Annotated in this window: 17 protein-coding genes; 5 read left to right on the plus strand and 12 right to left on the minus strand. The window is 63.3% G+C overall.

The annotated features are described in order from the left end of the window. Positions 1-48: 48 nt before the first annotated feature. From HU736_RS11700 to HU736_RS11715, 4 genes are all read right to left on the minus strand, one after another. Positions 49-3102 carry an efflux RND transporter permease subunit gene (locus HU736_RS11700; RefSeq protein WP_186697659.1) on the minus strand — a complete coding sequence of 1018 codons (3054 nt, stop codon included), beginning with the start codon at positions 3100-3102 and terminating at the stop codon, positions 49-51. A 6-nt stretch (positions 3103-3108) separates the two neighbouring features. Then, positions 3109-4209, minus strand: coding sequence for an efflux RND transporter periplasmic adaptor subunit (locus HU736_RS11705; protein ID WP_186697657.1), 1101 nt, complete (start codon positions 4207-4209; stop codon positions 3109-3111). Positions 4210-4637: 428 nt separating this feature from the next. Continuing rightward, positions 4638-5972, minus strand: coding sequence for an APC family permease (locus HU736_RS11710; RefSeq protein ID WP_186697882.1), 1335 nt, complete (start codon positions 5970-5972; stop codon positions 4638-4640). A gap of 294 nt (positions 5973-6266) precedes the next feature. Next, complete coding sequence (locus HU736_RS11715) at positions 6267-7025, minus strand: gamma-glutamyl-gamma-aminobutyrate hydrolase family protein (RefSeq protein ID WP_186697879.1); 759 nt, start codon at positions 7023-7025, stop codon at positions 6267-6269. Between the two features lie 332 nt (positions 7026-7357). Here HU736_RS11715 and HU736_RS11720 point away from each other — a divergent pair, with 332 nt between their 5' ends. Further along, positions 7358-7999 (plus strand): TetR/AcrR family transcriptional regulator, encoded by a 642-nt coding sequence (locus tag HU736_RS11720; protein WP_103436305.1) that lies wholly within the window; start codon positions 7358-7360, stop codon positions 7997-7999. On the opposite strand, the gene HU736_RS11725 is transcribed toward HU736_RS11720, so the two are convergent. Beyond that, on the minus strand, positions 7996-8778 hold the full coding sequence (locus tag HU736_RS11725; protein WP_186697656.1) for a class I SAM-dependent methyltransferase: 783 nt from the start codon (positions 8776-8778) through the stop codon (positions 7996-7998). The genes HU736_RS11720 and HU736_RS11725 overlap by 4 nt on opposite strands. Positions 8779-8872: 94 nt before the next feature. Here HU736_RS11725 and HU736_RS11730 point away from each other — a divergent pair, with 94 nt between their 5' ends. Next, positions 8873-9493, plus strand: coding sequence for an energy transducer TonB (locus tag HU736_RS11730; protein ID WP_186697654.1), 621 nt, complete (start codon positions 8873-8875; stop codon positions 9491-9493). On the opposite strand, the gene HU736_RS11735 is transcribed toward HU736_RS11730, so the two are convergent. From HU736_RS11735 to ppc, 7 genes are all read right to left on the minus strand, one after another. Beyond that, a complete protein-coding gene (locus HU736_RS11735) occupies positions 9490-10179 on the minus strand; it encodes an extensin-like domain-containing protein (protein ID WP_186697652.1) in 690 nt (229 codons plus the stop codon). The two genes, HU736_RS11730 and HU736_RS11735, sit on opposite strands and share 4 nt — an antisense overlap. A 6-nt stretch (positions 10180-10185) precedes the next feature. Next, positions 10186-11016 (minus strand): isocitrate lyase/PEP mutase family protein, encoded by an 831-nt coding sequence (locus HU736_RS11740; RefSeq protein ID WP_186697650.1) that lies wholly within the window; start codon positions 11014-11016, stop codon positions 10186-10188. Between the two features lie 30 nt (positions 11017-11046). Next, positions 11047-11916 carry a DUF72 domain-containing protein gene (locus HU736_RS11745; protein ID WP_186697648.1) on the minus strand — a complete coding sequence of 290 codons (870 nt, stop codon included), beginning with the start codon at positions 11914-11916 and terminating at the stop codon, positions 11047-11049. Between the two features lie 3 nt (positions 11917-11919). Further along, entirely contained in the window at positions 11920-12207 is a 288-nt protein-coding gene (locus HU736_RS11750) for a hypothetical protein (protein WP_101317179.1), read from the minus strand. 131 nt (positions 12208-12338) lie between these two features. Next, positions 12339-13013: a tRNA (adenosine(37)-N6)-threonylcarbamoyltransferase complex dimerization subunit type 1 TsaB gene (tsaB, locus tag HU736_RS11755; RefSeq protein WP_103436300.1), complete on the minus strand. Its 675-nt coding sequence runs from the start codon at positions 13011-13013 to the stop codon at positions 12339-12341. Between the two features lie 87 nt (positions 13014-13100). Next, positions 13101-13748, minus strand: a complete 648-nt coding sequence (adk, locus tag HU736_RS11760; RefSeq protein ID WP_101317175.1) for an adenylate kinase — start codon at positions 13746-13748, stop codon at positions 13101-13103. A gap of 258 nt (positions 13749-14006) precedes the next feature. Then, entirely contained in the window at positions 14007-16634 is a 2628-nt protein-coding gene (ppc, locus tag HU736_RS11765) for a phosphoenolpyruvate carboxylase (RefSeq protein ID WP_101317173.1), read from the minus strand. A 177-nt stretch (positions 16635-16811) separates the two neighbouring features. Between ppc and HU736_RS11770 the strand changes: the two genes are divergently transcribed. The 3 genes from HU736_RS11770 (at position 16812) to lptF (ending at position 18686) form a co-directional block, all read left to right on the plus strand. Further along, entirely contained in the window at positions 16812-17156 is a 345-nt protein-coding gene (locus HU736_RS11770; RefSeq protein ID WP_103436297.1) for a pilin assembly protein, read from the plus strand. A gap of 282 nt (positions 17157-17438) precedes the next feature. Then, the gene (locus tag HU736_RS11775; protein WP_103436296.1) at positions 17439-17852 is read left to right on the plus strand and encodes a DUF4398 domain-containing protein; all 414 of its coding nucleotides are present in this window, start codon (positions 17439-17441) and stop codon (positions 17850-17852) included. Positions 17853-17900: 48 nt separating this feature from the next. After that, positions 17901-18686 (plus strand): lipotoxin F family OmpA-related lipoprotein LptF, encoded by a 786-nt coding sequence (lptF, locus tag HU736_RS11780; RefSeq protein ID WP_101317166.1) that lies wholly within the window; start codon positions 17901-17903, stop codon positions 18684-18686. Positions 18687-18688: the final 2 nt, after the last annotated feature.

The following is an 18688-nucleotide window of genomic DNA, read 5'->3' on the forward strand; positions in this document are numbered from 1 at the left end:
TCGCTGGCGCGCCTGCTGCAGATTGGCAGCAGGTGCGCCCAGCGCCCCTTACGCTTCCTTCCTGACCTTGAACCATGCCGCATATAGCGCCGGCAGGAACAGCAGCGTCAGCACCGTGGCGACGATCAGACCGCCCATGATCGCCACCGCCATCGGCCCGTAGAACACGCTGCGTGACAGCGGAATCATCGCCAGCACGGCGGCCAGTGCAGTCAGAACGATTGGCCGGAAGCGCCGCACCGTGGCCTCGATAATTGCTTGCCAGCGCTGCATGCCCGCGGCGATGTCCTGCTCGATCTGATCGATCAGGATCACCGAATTGCGCATGATCATCCCGGCCAGGGCAATGGTGCCGAGCATGGCCACGAAGCCGAACGGCTGGCGGAAGATCAGCAGGAACAACGTCACCCCGATCAACCCCAGCGGTGCGGTGAGGAACACCATCACCGTGCGCGAGAAGCTGCGCAGCTGGATCATCAACAGGCTCAACACCACCACGATGAACAGCGGCATGCCGGCATTGACCGACTTCTGCCCGCGCTCGGAGTCCTCGACAGTGCCGCCGACCTCAAGCAGATAGCCGTCCGGCAAGCTGGCACGCAGCTGCTGCAACGATGGCTCGATCTGCTTGACCAGCGTCGCCGGCTGCTGCTTGTCGTAGATATCGGCGCGCACGGTTACCGTTGGCAGGCGATTGCGATGCCAGATAATGCCTTCCTCGAAGCCGTACTCAAGAGTCGCCACCTGCGACAGCGCCACGCTCTGGCCGTTATCGGTCGGCACTGCGAGGCTTGCCAGGTTACCCAGGTCGCCACGCGCCTCGGCCGTGCCCCGCACCAGAATCTCGATCAGCTCGTTGTCTTCGCGGAACTGGCTGACCGAGCTGCCGGTCAGCGAGCTGCGCAGGAAGCTCGCCAACTGGGCAGTGCTCACCCCCAGCGCCCGCGCACGTTCCTGGTCGATTTGCAGAAACACCGCCTTGCTCGGCTCTTCCCAGTCCAGGTGCACGTTGACCACGTGCGGGTTCTCCAGCACCTTGCTCGCCACTTCCCGAGCCAGCGCACGGACCTTCTCGATGTGCTCGCCGGTGACCCGGAACTGCACCGGGTAACCTACCGGCGGGCCGTTTTCCAGGCGCGTGACGCGGGAGCGCAATTGCGGGAACTGCTCATCCAGGGTCGCGATCAACCAGCTACGCAGCGCCTCGCGATCTTCCAGGGATTTGGCCAGCACCACGAACTGGGCAAAACTGGCCGCCGGCAACTGCTGGTCCAGCGGCAGGTAGAAGCGCGGCGAGCCGGTGCCGATGTAGGCCACATAGTTGTCGATGCCGTCCTGGTTCTTGAGCAGGCCTTCGAGGCGCTTGACCTGTTCGGCGGAATTACTCAGCGAGGCGCCTTCGGCCAGCTTGAGGTCAATCATCAGCTCCGGCCGACCCGAGGCCGGGAAGAACTGCTGCGGCACGAAACGGAACAGCAGGATGCTGCCGACGAACGCGGCGATGGTCAGCAGGATCACCGTCTTGCGCCGGCGCACGCACCATTCCACCACTCGCCGCACACGTTGGTAAAAAGGCGTCGCATAGGGGTCAGTGTGGCCGCGAGCGGCATGCAGCTTGGCCAGATCTGGCAGCAAGCGCTCGCCCAGGTACGGCACGAACAGTACCGCTGCTACCCAGGAGGTCAGCAGGGCAATGGTCACCACCTGGAAAATCGAGCGAGTGTATTCGCCTGTACTGGAGGCCGCGGTGGCAATTGGCAAAAAGCCCGCCGCGGTAATCAGGGTGCCTGTGAGCATTGGGAACGCCGTGCTGGTCCAGGCGTAACTGGCCGCCTTGAGCCGGTCGTAGCCCTGCTCCATCTTGATCGCCATCATCTCCACGGCAATGATCGCGTCGTCGACCAACAGACCCAGGGCCAATACCAGCGCGCCGAGGGAAATCTTGTGCAAGCCGATGCCGAAGTAGTGCATGGCAGCAAAAGTCATCGCCAGCACCAGCGGAATCGCCAGCGCCACCACCAGCCCGGTACGCAGGCCGAGCGAGAAGAAGCTCACCAGCAGCACGATCACCAACGCTTCGACCAGCACTTGCACGAACTCGCCGACCCCGGCCTTGACCGCCGCCGGCTGGTCGGACACCTTGCGCAGCTCCATGCCGGCCGGCAGGTTGTGCGCCAGCCGAGCGAACTCGACCTCCAGCGCCTTGCCCAGCACCAGGATATCGCCGCCGTCCTTCATCGCCACGGCCAGGCCGATGGCGTCTTCACCCATGAAGCGCATGCGCGGCGCCGGTGGGTCATTGAAGCCACGGTGCACCTCGGCGACATCGCCGATACGGAAGGTGCGCTCGCCGACCCGGATCGGGAATTGGCGGATCTGCTCGACACTGTCGAAGCGGCCACTGACGCGCAGTTGCAGGCGCTCGCTCGGGGTCTCGAAGAAGCCCGCGCTGCTCACCGCATTCTGCTCTTGCAGCGCCTGCTGCACGGCGGCCAGCGGCACGCCAAGGGTAGCCAGCTTGAGGTTGGACAGCTCGATCCAGATCTTTTCATCCTGCAGACCGATCAGCTCGACCTTGCCCACATCCTTGACCCGTTGCAGCTGGATCTGGATGCGGTCGGCGTAATCCTTGAGCACGGCGTAGTCAAAGCCTTCGCCAGACAACGCATAGATATTGCCGAAGGTTGTACCGAACTCGTCATTGAAGAAAGGCCCCTGGATCTCCGGCGGCAAGGTATGGCGGATATCCGCGACCTTCTTGCGGATCTGGTACCACAGCTCGGGGATGTCCTTGGAGTGCAACGAGTCGCGCGCCATGAAGGTGACCTGCGACTCGCCTGGGCGCGAGAACGACACGATCTTTTCGTACTCGCCAGTTTCCATCAGCTTCTTTTCGATGCGCTCGGTAACCTGGCGCGACACCTCTTCGGCGCTCGCACCCGGCCAGATGGTACGGATGACCATGGCCTTGAAGGTAAACGGCGGATCCTCGCTCTGCCCCAGCTTGGTGTAGGACATCGCACCAATCGCGGCCAGCAGGATCATCAGGAACAGTACGATCTGGCGATTGCGCAGCGCCCAGGCGGAAAGGTTGAAACCCATCGGGACTTACTCCTTGGCCGCCAGATCCACATCACGATTACTGCGGTCGACCGGCCGCACCTGCTGGCCCTCGCGCAATACATGACCACCGGCAGCGACGATCCAGTCGCCCGGGACCAACCCGTCAAGCACCGGCACGCTGTCGGCGCCATAGGCACCCAGGCGCACCGCAACGCGCTGCAGGCGTTTGTCCTTGTCAACTCGCCACACGTAGGCCTGGCCCTGCTCGGCGGTCACCGCCGACAACGGCAGCGCCAATGCCGGCTGGCCTTCATGGGCGACGAACACTCGGGCGCTTTGGCCCAGCTCAGCCGGCGCCTTGCTCGAGCCAAAAGCGATGCGTGCGGCAAAGGTCCGCGAGCGCGGGTCGGCTGCCGGGGACAGTTCGCGGATGCGCGCGGGGTAACGCTGATTGGGCTGCGACCACAGTTCGACACTGACGGGCTGGCCGACGGCAAAGCGCGCGAACTGCTGCTCAGGCAGGCCGATGACCACTTCACGTTCGCCATCTGCTGCCAGGGTAAACACCGTCTGCCCTGCTGCAACGACCTGGCCGACCTCGACCTGACGCTTGGAAATCACTCCCGCCTGCGGCGCACGCAGCACTGCATAGTCGGCCTGGTTGCCGGCCACATCAGCTTCGGCCTGAGCCTGCTTGAGGCGGGCAAGGCCTGCGCGGTAGAGGTTTTCGGCGTTGTCGAACTGCGAGCGGCTAACCATCTGCCGGTCGAGCAATTTCTGATAACGCTCACGTTCGGTCTGCACCAGCGCCAGGTTGGCCTGCGCGGCGGCAAGCTGGGCACGGTTGGCTTGCAATTGCAGGCGTACATCCTGTGGGTCGAGCTCGGCCAGTGGCTGATCGGCCTTGACCCGCTGGCCCTCTTCCACCAGGCGCTTGCTGACTTTGCCGCCAATGCGGAAGGCCAGCTCAGGCTCGAAGCGGGCGCGCACTTCCCCAGGGTAGCTGTCGGCGACAGCGCTGGCGGGCTGCGGCTGCACCACCAGGGCCGGACGCGGCGCGGCAGGCGGCGCGGTCTCCTGACCACAGGCGGCCAGCAGCAAGGCTGCAGCGGCGGGCAAAGCAATTGACCAGGCATGACGCAACATGATGGGGGACCGTCCGTGTAAGGCGCTTCTAATATTTATACTGGCGAGTATATTAAATCAGCTGTGCGATGGCGGGAAGTCGGGGAAAGGTAGAAAGTTGTTGTGGTGGAGCGCGTGTCTGCGACCAGGAGAGGGTGATCTTGGCCGGTTTATTTGTAGATGGTTCCGGGCCCTTCGCTGCGCTACGGGGGTCCCTCACTCCGGTCTTGCCCCTGAACGCAGGCAGATCAAGATCGAAAGCGAAAGTCAAAAGCAGGGGCCGCATAGCGGCCCCACTCTTGATCTTGATCCGCCGGCGACTCAGGAGCCGAACGCAGGTCTTGCGAAGGGAGGTGACGGCCTTGGATGGGCGGCAGCAGCTGCGGCCCAGAATGGGCCGTACAGCGCGGTCCTCCGGGAGCAAGACCGGTGCGAAGGAAGCTGGTCGGTCACCGCATTCCGCCCTCTGGATCGTCTATGCGCGCGCGACCTGCCTGCCGCACAAAACTCGTCAAGCCATACAGCACAGCACCGAGCGCCAACAATGCACCTGCCCGGAGCCAGTTCTGCCAAGGCTGCTGACTCATCAGCAGCAAGCAAGAAAATATAGCCAGTACGGGCACAAGCGGTTGCACCGCGTAATGCTCCGCATCGACTTTGTCTTTCTTCAGCACCAGAACCGCCACGTTGGTGCTCAGAAACACCAGCAACAGCAACAGTACGACCGTTTCCGCCAGGACCTGCAGCGAACCCGTGAACGTCAGCAGGACGGCCAGTCCGGTAGTCGCCGCAATCGCATATCCCGGCGTACGGCGACGGTGCAGTACACGGCCGAACAGGCCCGGTATCAAACCATCACGCGCCATGCCCAAGGTCAGTCGGCTGGCCATGATCATCGTCAGCAAGGCGCCATTGGCCACTGCCACCAATGCTATCAGGGCGAAGACCCCATCGGGCACGCCCAGCTCGGCACTGTGAACGATGTCCAGCAACGGCGTGCTGGCCGCGACCAGCTGCTGAACCGGCATCACCAGCGCAGCGCCGGCGCCGATGGCCAGATAAATCACGCCGGCCAATAACAGTGCGGCGAACAAGGCACGTGGATACGTGCGCCTTACGTCCTTGATCTCTTCAGCAAGGTTGGCAGACGTTTCGAAACCAACATAGGAATAGAACGCCAGCAACGCTCCGCCCAGCACCGCACCCGCTGGCCCATTACCGCCGAAATCGATCAACCGGGCCGGCTCGCTCTGCCCCCGACCGGCCAGCACTGCGACGGCAACGATCACCAGCACAAGGCCACTCAGTTCAACCACGGTCATGACCAGGTTGGCCCCCAGCGACTCCTTGATACCGCGTGCGTTCAGCACCCCAATCAGCAACAAAAACAAGGGCGCAAGCACTGCTGCTGGCCAGTCTATGAACACCCGCAGGTACTCTCCAGCAAACGCCAGCGCCAGGCCCGCAGCGCTGGTGACCCCGGCGGCCAGCATGGCGAAGCCGACCAGAAAGGCCAGCAACGGTGATCCGAACGCCTGCCGCGCGAACAGAGCCGCACCGCCAGCGCGAGGATATTTACTGACCAGTTCGGCATAGGACGCGGCCGTTAGCAGGGCAAAAAACAGCGCCATGCCCAGCGGTGCCCAGATGGCTCCCCCGGCTCTGTCAGCAATCGCGCCTGCAAGTGCATACACGCCAGCCCCCAGCACATCGCCGAGGATGAAAAACACCAACAACCGTGTGCTGATGACTCGCTTGAGTGAGGAGGATTCGCTTGCGATGATGTCTTACTCCAGGTGCCGAATAGCCATGGCGCTGTGACCGATAGCCAACCGTCGAGGTTCAGAGCGATGTCAGTCTGGGCGCGCTTCGTTTCCAGAAGTCTGGCCAATCAGCTACTGGTCGGCTCTCACCGCACCGCACACAGACGTAATCTTCACCCGGGCCACCCAGATAGCAGGCTTTGCGTATATAGCTGCGTGCGCAGCCCTTGCTCCTGGACGACGCTTCAAGCGGCCGATTCATCGTTGTTCAACTCTGTTCGGTAGGTAAATTGATCGAAAGCGAAAAACGGTCGACTACGATCGCCGGAGTCGTTGTGCCACGCGAGCCTGGCAGGCCATACCGAATGCCTTGAAAATTGCAAGATAGTGCGGATAGAACATGACCTGCCATTCTGGGTGCCACTGCACGCCGAGAGCAAACGAACGACTGCCCTGTACTGACAACGCCTCCACCAGACCATCTCTGGCCACGGCTTCGATACGCAGTCCATTACCGACCCTCTCGATACCCTGTCCGTGCACCGAATTGACCTCGATCACTTCGGGGAATCCCAACCCCTCCAGCAAACCTCCCGGCCTTACCGTAAGCTGATGGGCCGGCGCATACTGGTTTTCGATCGGTTCGTTGCTCGGCGGTTCGTGCTCCACACCAGGCTGATGAAGTTGTTGAACAAGTGTGCCGCCATAAGCCACGTTCATTTCCTGGAACCCTCTACACACGCCGAGCACAGGCACCCCTGCCTCGACTGCGGCGGGCCAGAGTCGCAGGGTCAGATGGTCGCGCGCAGCATCAAGCTGAGTGCCGGGTGGGCATGGGGGGCCGTCATAATGATGGGGTTCGATGTTGGACGGTGAGCCGGTAAAGAGCAGACCATCCACAGCATCGAGAATATCCGGGATGTTCAGCAGCTCCGGAAACATTGGCAGGATCAACGGCAGCCCCTGGGCAGCTGTTATCACTGCACGGGCATTTTTGTCATCATTCAGTTGCACCGCATGTGGGCCGACTGTGTAGCTACAGGCAGTCACCCCGATTATCGGCAGCCGCGCCATCCCAACCCCCTTTGACTTGCGGTACACCTCATCGCGCGTGACTTGAGCGCCGCCTACAGAACAACGGGCAGTCATGCGCCAATCCAAAGCCGAACTGTGCCCCGCGCCGGTGTTGAACCGGCGCGGCGCTGCACCCTAGCGCTTGGCTTCGGCGTCAGGATTGGCAGACCGGACCAGTACCTCGCTCCCAGCGATGGGTATCTGTTCAGAGACCTTCATCTGTGCGTCGGTCAATGGAATCGACGAACGGAGCTTGCTCGGCCAGCAACGATTAATCGCCCGCTACAGCCGTAGCGCCTTTGAACCGGTAAGATGGCTTCCTGTTCACCAAGATGCAGACCCTGATGCCAAACGACGCACCCATCGGCCCTGGCCGGCCGAAGGACCTGGCCAAACGCGAGGCCATCCTTGAAGCTGCCAAAGCGCTATTCCTGAGCCTTGGCTACGCCAACACCAGCATGGATGCGGTCGCCACGGCGGCAGGTGTTTCAAAACTGACGGTCTACAGCCATTTCACCGACAAGCAGACCCTGTTCGGTTCGGCGGTGATGGCGACCTGCCAAAGCCAACTGCCAGAGCTTATCTTCGAGTTGCCCGCCGGAGTGCCGATTGACCAGGTGCTGCTGAATATCGCGCGTAACTTCCATGCGCTGATCAGCAGTGACGAGTCGGTCAAGCTGAGCCGCCTGATCATGGCGCTGGGCAGCCAGGACCCAGGCTTTGGCCAGTACTTCTATGAAGCCGGGCCGAAGTTGATCCTTGCCGAGATGGAAGCGCTGCTGCGCAATGCCGCCGAGCGCGGCCTGCTCGCGATCGGCAGCCCGTTGCGGGCCGCCGAGCACTTCTTCTGCCTGATCAAGGGCGCGCCGGATTACCGCTTGCTGCTCGGTTGCGCGCCGCCGTTGGTAGGCGCAGAGGCCGAGGCGCACGTGCGCGAGGTAGTCGAGCTGTTTGTGCGGGCGTACGCGCCTTAGGCCTTGAGGGCTTTTTTCGGGTAGATGTCGTAGCGGCTCGATTTGCCTTCCAGGCTGTGGCTGGGCTTGGGCCCGTCAATGATCGGCGCCTTGCGCGGGCGCTTGACCACTACGCGATGGCTGGCCAGTGCCAGCGCGGCAGCCAATAACGCCGGAGCATCGAGGTCGTCGCCCACCAGCGGGCGGAACACACGCATCTCTTTTTTCACCAGCGCGGTCTTCTCTCGATGGGGAAACATCGGGTCGAGGTAGATCACCTGGGGTGGCTCCCCTTGCCAGGCGTGCATGGTGTCGATGGCGTTGCCGACCAGCAAGCGCATGCGCTCGACGATGGGCCCGACCTCATGGTCGTCGCGGGCGCGCTGCAGGCCGTCGGCGAGCAACGCGGCTACCAGCGGCTGGCGCTCGATCAGGGTCAGCTGGCAACCGAGGCTGGCGAGCACGAAGGCGTCCTTGCCCAGGCCGGCAGTGGCATCCAGTACCTGCGGGCGCACGCCCTGGGCCACTCCGACCGCCTTGGCGATCATCTGCCCGCTGCCGCCGCCAAACAGGCGCCGGTGCGCGGCTTGACCTTCGACGAAGTCGACCCGTACCGGCCCTGGCGCCTGCGCCCCGAGCTGCTGCAGTTGCAGGCCGCCGGCGCCGATCTGCAGCGCCACCGCGGCGCTGTCATCGTTCAGCGGCAATCCCAGTTGCGCAGCCCACTGCTGCGCCTGGGCCTGGTACTCGGGCGCCAACGCCTCGACTGTGATGCCCGTGCCCTGCTCTTGCTCTACCATCCGATCCTGCACCCGAAAAAATTAATGAAACCCCGGCCACGGCCGATACACGCAGTATCCGCTATTGTGCCAGAGCTGAACCGCCGCGACTGCCATGACAGACACTCTTCCCATCGGCTTGACCTACCTGTCGCCTGTCGGCAACTACGGTCGGCAGAATACCCAGGCACTCGGTGGCGTCAGCCATCTGTGGCAGGATTTCTTCGCCCGAGCGATGGCCGACCAAAGTGCTGTCGAAGTGGACCCGGTCAGCCAGGCGTTGCAGCAGCATGACCAAGTCAGTGGTGAGCCCACCGGCGGCGCCCGCGCCCTGGCATTGATCGACCTACAGCGTAGCTGTCAGGTCAGCGACACCGAGGTCAAGCCACCCGAGCCGCTGTTTCTGCCCAAGGCGGAGCTTGAAGCCGCACTGCTCGAACCTGCGCCCGAGCCTTTCAGCGCCGCTGAGATGATCGAGCAGCAGCGCGATCTGGACCTCAACAACAGCTGGTTACGCCCGGTCGTCATGCACCAGGGCCAGCTGCTGCCAACGCCTGGCGCTGCACCCGCGCCGCGCCCGCTGTACCTGCCGATTGCCGAATTCGACATGGACTTGCTCGACCCGGCGCCGGAGCCGTTCGATCAGCCGACCCTGACACTGCAGCAGCACGACCTTGAGTTCGACATGCACTGGGCACGCCCGGTGGTGCTGAACAACGTGCGCGTACACGCCTAACGGCAGACCTGCCAGACGCCCATATCAAAGTGGAAGTGATTGTGGTGAGCGGCGTTGTAATCCGGCCCTAGTACCGTACTGAAGCTGGCACATGCAGCCTTGCGCACCTCGCGCAGAAACTCAGCCTTTTGCCCGCCAACCTGCCAGTCCTGCGCCAGCACGATGCGCTGGCCATCCTTGAGCTGAAAAGCGCTGATATCGAGGGCGTTGGCCGTCGCATGCTGGCTCAGGCGCCCTTCCTTGCGGTTGTACACATTGCGACAGGCAAAGCTGCCAAGGTGCTCGACCCTTGTCACCGGCTGGCCAAACACGCGCTGCGCGGCCGGCTGCAAGCCATGGGTCTCGAACAAGGCATAGGCCACCGCCAGCGGGCAGGTGGCGAGGAAACTGCTACTCAGGCGGGCCTGGCCTGCCTCAACCCGCCACACATTGCTCAACGGGCAGCGCGCGCTGGCTGGGCTGTCGGCCTGGGCGCGATAACGCAGGCCGGAGCTTTGCAGGGCTTGTTCGCACAGGACTGGATCCTGGCGCAGCCGCGACAGCTTGTATGCGGTCAACCAGTTCGGCGGCTGGCGTACGTCGAGCGCTGCCCATGGGTTCCAGGCGGCAGGCGGGCGCCAGCCCAGGTACCAGGCTTGCGCCGCCGCCAGAGAGAGGATGAACAGCAGCCAACCGAGCCAGCGCATCAAGACTTAGCGACGGAACAGATCGTTGAGCTGAGCAAACGGCATGCTCTGCTCGGCGTAGCTGAAGGTGCCCTGCTCGCGGATTTCCAGCGCTGCCCGCTGCAGCGCGCCAAAGGCCGCGCGGGCCAGTGACGAGCCGACGCTGATGCGGCGCACGCCGAGGTCCTGCAGCTGGTTGACGCTCAATGGCACGCCAGCCAGGCCCATCAGCACGTTGACCGGCTTGGGTGCCAGCGCCTGCACCACCGCGCGCACTTCGTCGGCGCTGCGCAGGCCTGGTGCGTAGAGCACATCGGCCCCCGCTTCGGCGTAGGCCTGCAAGCGCAGGATGGTGTCGTCGAGGTCCATCCGCTCATGCAGCAGGTTTTCCGCGCGGGCGCACAGGGTGAAGGTGAACGGCAGGCTACGCGCGGCCTGGGCGGCGGCACGGATCCGCTCCACGGCCAGGCCCATGTCATAGATGGGGGCATCGCTGCGGGTAGTGGCGTCTTCGATCGAGCCGCCCACCAGGCCCGCCTCGGCCGCGCGCAGGATCGCCTGGGCGCAGTCTTCAGGCAAGTCGCCAAAGCCGTTTTCCAGGTCGGCGGCGACTGGCAAGGCGGTCGCATCGACGATGGCGCGGGCGTTATGCAAGGTATCGTCCAGGCTCAGCGCACCCTCGGCATCGGCGCGGCCGAGGCTGAAGGCAAGGCCGGCACTGGTGCTCGCCAGCGCTTCGAAGCCCATGCTGGCCAGGAGTTTGGCCGAGCCGGCGTCCCAGGGATTGGCCATGATAAAGGCACCGTCACGCTCATGCAGCGCCTTGAAGGCCTCAGCTCGCAGGGTTTGTACATCCATGATCACAGGCTCCGGCAGATTGACGAGTGGTCAGAGTAGACCCAGCTGTTCGACCTCAGGCGCTCGTGGCAATTCCGCCAGTGCTGGCAACCCCGGCAGACGCTCGCTCAAGCGCTGGTGAAAATGCTGAGCCAAGGCCGCCGCCTGCTGGTTGTCGGAGGTATGCAGAAACACATAAGGGCTCAGGCCGGCTTCGATCCACTCGGCGACCTTGCTCACCCATGGCGTCAGGAACGGCTCGTTGCCAATCACTTCAGGCTGGCCGATGAAGCGCACCTGTGGGTGCTGGCTGAAAGCAGCCGGACGCGCCGGTACGCGAGGCTTCTTGCTCTGCGCATGCAACACGGCAGGCGCGCGTGAGGCGCAGCTGAACAACGCACGCGAGTCCAGGCAAATGCGCTCGACACCCATGCCATGCAGCAGACGATTGAGCGACCGCTCCTCTTCGCCGCGAGCGAAAAAGGCGTCGTTACGCACCTCGACTGCAACCGGCACGCCGATCTCTTGCAGAAAGTACGCAAGCTCGGGCAACCGCGAAGGGCCAAACGTGGCCGGCAACTGCAGCCAGTACGGCGCGACCCGCCCACCCAGCGGCGCCATCAGCCGAGTAAAGGCCAACGCTGCCTCAAGTTGCTCACGCAGATCACCGCCATGGCTGACTTCACGCGGGAATTTGGCGGTGAAGCGAAAGCCGGGCGGCATGATCTGCGCCCAGCGTTCTACCGTGGACAGTGCCGGGCTGGCATAAAAGGTGGTATTGCCTTCGACGGCGTTGAAGACCTGGCTGTACAGCGCGAGGTAATCAGTAACGCGGGCATCGGCGGGGTAGAGATAGTCGCGCCAGGCGCTTTCGCTCCAGGACGGGCAACCAAGAAAGTACGGTAGGGGCGATCGCTTCATCCATCAAATGTACAGATCAAGCCCCAACACTTCCATATCCCAATCGGTGAATCCTGCAGTCGCCATGTAGCTGGCCAGAGCGGTTGCAGTGCGCCGGTCGCGGGCGCGGGGGAAGACCATGTCCTGCTGGCGGGCGGGCAAGCCACCCGCGCTGCGGCGAGTGCGGGTTTCCTGCGCGACCTCGGACTCTTCGATCAGCTCGGCATCTTCGACTGCTTCGTCACGCACCGGTGCCTTGCGCGGTGCGCGCTTGATCGGATAGGACTGCGGTGAAAAGCCGTCGATACGCATGAAATGAACACTCAGGATCAATGATGGCAATTTAGCAGCATCAGAGATCCATCGCTAATGCCCTTGTGATAACTGGACCACAGTTCTCACCAAAGGTTTAGCGCAGAAGCAAGCAGCCGACGAACAGCCGCTTAAACCGCCTTGGGCGTGGCCACGTTATCGCGCAGATAAACCGGTTGCGCCTGGTCGGCGGCGACCGCTTCACCGCGGGCCCAGGCAAATCCGGCCAGGCTCAGCACATCGAGCGCGCTGGGCAGCAGGCTGGTGTCCATGGCGCTGACCGGTACCGCCAGGCGCTCGTGGTAAGCCCAGCCAGTGCCGGCGCCGAACCAGTCGCCGCTGCTGCCATCCGGCAGCGCTACACGCTCCGGCGGCAGCACCGCTTCGCGGCCAACCAGGCGCATCTCGCCAGCAGTGGCCTGATAGCAGCCCCAGTAGACTTCATCCATGCGCGCATCGATCGCTGCGGCAACCTGGGCGATGCCACGCTCACGCAACACGCCTTGGGCCAGCGCGGCGAGGTTGGAAACCGGCAGCACCGGCCGCTCCAGAGCGAAGGCCAGGCCCTGGACAACGCCAATGGCAATGCGCACGCCGGTGAAGGCGCCAGGGCCGCGACCGAAGGCGATGGCGTCGACAGCGCTCAGCGCCACGCCCGCGTCGGCCAGCAACTGCTTGATCATCGGCAGCAGCTTTTGCGCGTGCAGACGCGGGATGACCTCATAGTGGCTGGTGACCTTGCCGTCATGCAGCAATGCAACGGAACAGGCTTCGGTGGCGGTATCCAGGGCCAGCAAGGTGGTCATCGAACGGGTTTCCAGACGCAAGAAAAAGAGCGCCAGTATAAACGACAACGGCCCGCAAGCGGGCCGTTGTCTTATGCAAGGTAACGATCAGCTCAGGGCTGCGAGGACCTTGGCAGTGATTGCTTCAACCGAGCCGACACCTTCGATGTGGCTGTACTTCGGCTTGCCATTGGCAGCACCAAGCTTCTGGTAGAAGTTGACCAATGGCTTGGTCTGGTCGTGGTAGACCGACAGGCGATGACGCACGGTTTCTTCGGTGTCGTCTTTACGCTGGACCAGATCTTCGCCAGTCACGTCGTCTTTGCCGGCAACCTTCGGCGGGTTGTAGACCACGTGGTAGACGCGACCCGAGCCCTCATGGACGCGACGGCCAGCAATGCGCTGAACGATCTCTTCGTCTTCCACGGCGATCTCGACCACAGCGTCCAGCTCGACGCCGGCAGTGACCAGCGCTTCAGCCTGCGGGATGGTGCGCGGGAAGCCGTCGAAGAGGAAACCGTTGGCGCAGTCTGGCTGGGCGATACGGTCCTTGACCAGGTTGATGATCAGCTCGTCGGAGACCAGCTTGCCAGCGTCCATGATCGCCTTGGCTTCGATGCCCAGAGGGGTGCCAGCCTTCACTGCGGCACGCAACATGTCGCCGGTGGAGATCTGTGGGATCGAGAACTTTTCGGTGATGAATTTTGCCTGAGTACCTTTACCGGCCCCGGGAGCTCCCAGCAGAATTACGCGCATCTTGTGCTCCTCATATTTTTTTATGCAAATCAACGGAGTCGGCGTCAGGGCCAAGTCCGGAAAATCAGGTGTCGACCAGAAAATCGGTCAAAAGGCTGATCAAGATACACAGCGCCCGGCGACCAGACAAGCGTCCCAAAGTTGCGATAAACCGCCACTTGCGACCTGCCGTGGCAAGGGTTGCCCTCGGTGCAACCCTGTTCCGCCGTGCACTATCATAGCCCGCCCCCGCCCACCTGAGCCTCCTTTGGTGGCGCCCTAACCGGTGTTGCGCAGGCCGGCGGCAATCCCTGCCACAGTGACCAGCAGCGCCTGCTCCAGCGGGCTGTCCAGAGCGGCTTCACGGCTGCGTGAGCGCGCCAGCAGCTCGGCCTGAAGGCGATGCAGCGGGTCCAGATAGGTGTTGCGCAGGCTAATGAACTCGAGGGTCTCAGGGCTGTGTGCGAGTAGCACCGGCTGCCCGGTCAGGCCCAATACCACCTGGCATGACTGCGACAATAGGTCGCGCAGGTGCGCACCCAATGGCAGCAGCTCGGGTTGCACTAGACGTTGGTCGTAGGCCTCGGCAATTTGCGCGTCGGCCTTGGCCAGGACCATCTCGAGCATGTCGATACGGGTGCGGAAGAACGGCCACTGCTCGCGCATCTGCGCCAATAGCTCACCCTGGCCGCGCGCCAAGGCGTTGTTCAGGGCGCTTTCCCAACCGAGCCAGGCCGGCAGCATCAGCCGTGTCTGCGTCCAACCGAAGATCCATGGGATTGCCCGTAGACTTTCGATACCGCCCGCGCGGCGCTTGGCCGGGCGACTGCCCAGCGGCAGACGGCCCAGCTCCTGCTCGGGAGTCGACTGGCGAAAGTACTCGACGAAGTCAGGGTTCTCGCGCACCACCCCGCGGTAGGCCTTGACGCCATCGGCGGCGAGTTGGTCCATCACCTCGCGCCAGGCCGGCTCAGGCGGCGGTGGCGGCAGCAGGGTGGCTTCGAGCACGGCGGCCAGGTACAGGTTGAGGTTCTGCTCGGCGATGCCCGGCAAGCCGAACTTGAAGCGGATCATCTCGCCCTGCTCAGTGGTACGGAAGCGCCCGGCGACCGAGCCGGGTGGCTGCGACAGGATCGCCGCATGGGCCGGGCCACCGCCGCGGCCGACGGTGCCGCCTCGGCCGTGGAACAGCAGCAGTTCGACCTGATGCTCGCGGCAGATCTGCACCAGGGTTTCCTGGGCGCGATACTGCGCCCAGGCCGCGGCCGTGGTGCCTGCGTCCTTGGCCGAGTCGGAGTAACCGATCATCACTTCCTGAGGGCCGCGCAGGCCGCTGCGGTAACCCGGCAGGCCGAGCAGGCGCTGCATGACCGGCCCGGCGTTGTCCAGGTCGGCCAGGGTCTCGAACAACGGCACCACGCGCATTGGCCGGGTCAGGCCGGCTTCCTTGAGCAGCAGTTGCACGGCCAGCACATCAGACGCCGCGCCGGCCATGGAAATGACGTAAGAGCCAAGTGACGCAGCCGGCGCGGCGGCCACCTCGCGGCAGGTATCGAGGACCTCGGCGGTCTCGGCCTGGGGCTTGAAATGGGCCGGGAGCAACGGCCGGCGATTTTTCAGTTCAGCCTGGAGGAATTCGATGCGCTGCTCTTCATCCCAGTCGGCATAACGGCCAAGGCCGAGGTAGTCGGTGATCTCGCTCATCGCATCGCGATGGCGAGCGGCGTCCTGGCGCACGTCCAGGCGCACCAGGAACAAGCCAAAGGTGACGGCGCGGCGCAGGCAGTCGAGCAGCGGGCCATCGGCAATCACACCCATGCCGCACTCGTGCAGCGAGCGGTAGCACAGCTCGAGCGGGTCGAGCAGTTGGCGGTTGTCGCTGAGCACCTGGGCACCAGGTGGTTGGTTGCTGGTCAGTGCGGCCTGGGCCCAGCTGCGAGTCGCACGCAGGCGCTCGCGTAGCTGCTTGAGAACACTGCGATAGGGTTCAGCGCCCTCGCCTGCCTGTTCGAGCAGTTCAGCACTGGCCTGCTGCATCGACAGTTCAGCGGCCAGGCTGTCGATATCACGCAGGAACAGGTCCGCTGCCATCCAGCGCGCCAGCAGCAGCACCTCGCGGGTCACGGCGGCGGTGACGTTGGGGTTGCCATCACGATCACCGCCCATCCACGAGGCGAAACGGACCGGCGCCGACTCCAGCGGCAGGCGCAGTCCGGTTGCCTCAAACAGCGCCTTGTCGACTTTGCGCAGATGGCTGGGCACGGCCTGCCACAGTGAATGTTCGATGACTGCGAAGCCCCATTTGGCTTCGTCCACCGGGGTCGGCCGGGTGCGGCGGATTTCCTCGGTGTGCCAGGCCTCGGCGATCAATCGGCGCAGCTTGTCGCGCACCTGCTCGCGCTCGGCGGGGGTCAGGTCGCGGTGATCCTGCACGGCCAATTGCGCGGCGATGGCGTCGTATTTCTGGATCAGGGTGCGCCGCGCGACCTCGGTTGGGTGCGCGGTCAGCACCAGTTGGATATCGAGCTTGGCCAATTGCCGGGCGAGGGCATCGTCGCTGTGCCCTTCCTGCTTCAGGCGGGCCAGCAGCTCGGGCAAAACCCGGCTCTCGAACGGCTCGGGCTGGTCGGCAGCGCGGCGGTGGATGAGCTGATACTGCTCGGCGATGTTGGCCAGGTTGAGAAACTGGTTGAATGCCCGCGCCACCGGCAACAGCTCGTCATCGGCGAGGTCGTCGAGGGTCGAGCTGAGCTGCTCGGCCGCGCCGCGGCGGTCAGCCTTGGCGCTGTGGCGGATGGCTTCGATCTTCTGCAAAAACGCATCGCCATGCTGCTGGCGAATGGTTTCACCCAGCAGTTCCCCCAACAGATGGACATCCTCACGCAAGCGTACATCGATATCGGTCATCAGGCCTTTCTCCAGCGCGGCTCTTCCGCGCATCCATTCAGGAACCAGCAGCCCCAAGAGTGCCCACAGCCGCGCGCTCAAGGCAAGCCTGGCACAGCCAAAGCAACTAAAGTTGAGCAGTGTCACTCCCAATCAGTGCATGGCATCACGCCCTATCCAAGCTGCACAGAGGTCAACATGAAAATCCGCGAACTCGCCCAACACTGGGAACAGAACGCCGCAGGCAGCCTGAGCCCAACCAGCCACATCCTGCATCTGGACCTGGAATCGGAGGCGCGCCTGGCCGCGCTGATCGATATGTTCCCCAAACGCACCGCCGAAGAACTGCTCGGCGAACTGGTCGCCTCGGCCCTTGAAGAGCTTGAAGCGAGCTTTCCCTATGTGCAGGGCCGGCAGGTCATTGCCACCGATGAGCAAGGCGACCCCATGTATGAAGACGTAGGCTCTACGCCGCGCTTTCTGGCCCTGTCGCGGCAGCATCTGCAGACGCTCGCAAGCACCGATCAAGACCCTGCCAAATAACGCGCTGACGACCGCGGGGGGGCCCGTGCGCCCCGCCGCAGTTACCCTGCCCTACCCCTTCGCGAGCTGAAAGTTCCGCAGTTTCTCGCTGACCGTTCAGTCAGAAAATACTTGTAACGGCTTGCTATTTTTTTCGGAACTATTCGAAAAACACTCCAGTCCGAGCCAATAGCCATCACGCTAAAACCCTGCACACAGTGGTAGTGCACAGTTCAGCTGAAGCGCGCACTGTCAGGGAACGAGCGATGGACTGCCACGGACATTGTCATCAGGAGTGATCCAATGGAGCTGACCAACATGAAGAGCCGCACTATGCCAACATCCTTCACCCGCATGCATGGCCTGAAACTGGCCGCGCTGGCCCTGGGCAGCACGTTTGTCCTCGCTGGTTGCGCCGGCAAGCCGCCAACCGAGCAGTACGCCGTGACCCAATCTGCGGTCAACGCGGCGGTGAGCTCCGGCGGTACCGAGTTCGCTGCAGTGGAAATGAAAGCGGCGCAGGACAAGTTCAAGAAAGCTGAAATTGCCATGCACGACAAAAAGTACGAAGAAGCCAAGGTGCTCGCCGAGCAGGCTGAGTGGGACGCCCGCGTAGCAGAGCGCAAGGCACAGGCTGCCAAAGCGCAAAAAGCCGTGCAGGACTCCCGCCAAGGCGTCCAGGAACTGCGTGAGGAAGGCCTGCGCAGCGCTGAATAAGCCTGCCCGCCTCCCCCAGCCTTCGTTACTGATTAAAGGAAGAACACTATGCGCAACTACGTCATGATCCCCGCCCTGCTGGCCCTGAGTGTTGGCCTTGCTGCTTGCTCGCATGATCCAAACGCCAACCTCGAGTCTGCTCGCACCAGCTTCTCGGCGCTGCAGAGCGATCCACAGTCGACCAAACTGGCCGCCCTTGAGACCAAGGACGCGCAGGATTGGCTGAACAAGGCCGACAAGGCCTACATGGATCGCGAAGACACCAAGAAAGTCGACCAGCTGGCCTACCTGACCAGCCAGCGCGTTGAAGTCGCCAAGCAGACCATCGCCCTGCGCGCTGCTGAAGGCGAGCTGAAAAACGCTTCGGCGCAACGTGCCCAGGCTCGCCTGGATGCCCGTGACGCCCAGATCAAGAAGCTGCAGGACAGCCTCAACGCCAAACAGACCGACCGTGGCACCCTGGTGACCTTCGGCGACGTGCTGTTTGACTTCAACAAGGCTGAACTGAAGAGCAGCGCCCTGCCGAACGTGACCAAGCTGGCGCAGTTCCTGGCTGAAAACCCAGAGCGTAAAGTGATTGTCGAGGGCTACACCGACAGCGTCGGTTCGGCCAGCTACAACCAGAGCCTGTCCGAGCGTCGTGCTGGCGCTGTGCGCATGGCCCTGGTACGTGCCGGTGTAGATCCAGCGCGTATCGTCTCGCAGGGCTATGGCAAGGAATACCCGGTTGCTGACAACACCAGCAACTCCGGCCGTGCCCAGAACCGTCGTGTGGAAGTAACCATTTCCAACGACAACCAGCCGGTTGCGCCGCGTACTGCTGCCAACCAGTAAGG

The organism is Pseudomonas shirazensis, assembly GCF_014268785.2.
GTDB classification, from domain to species: domain Bacteria; phylum Pseudomonadota; class Gammaproteobacteria; order Pseudomonadales; family Pseudomonadaceae; genus Aquipseudomonas; species Aquipseudomonas shirazensis.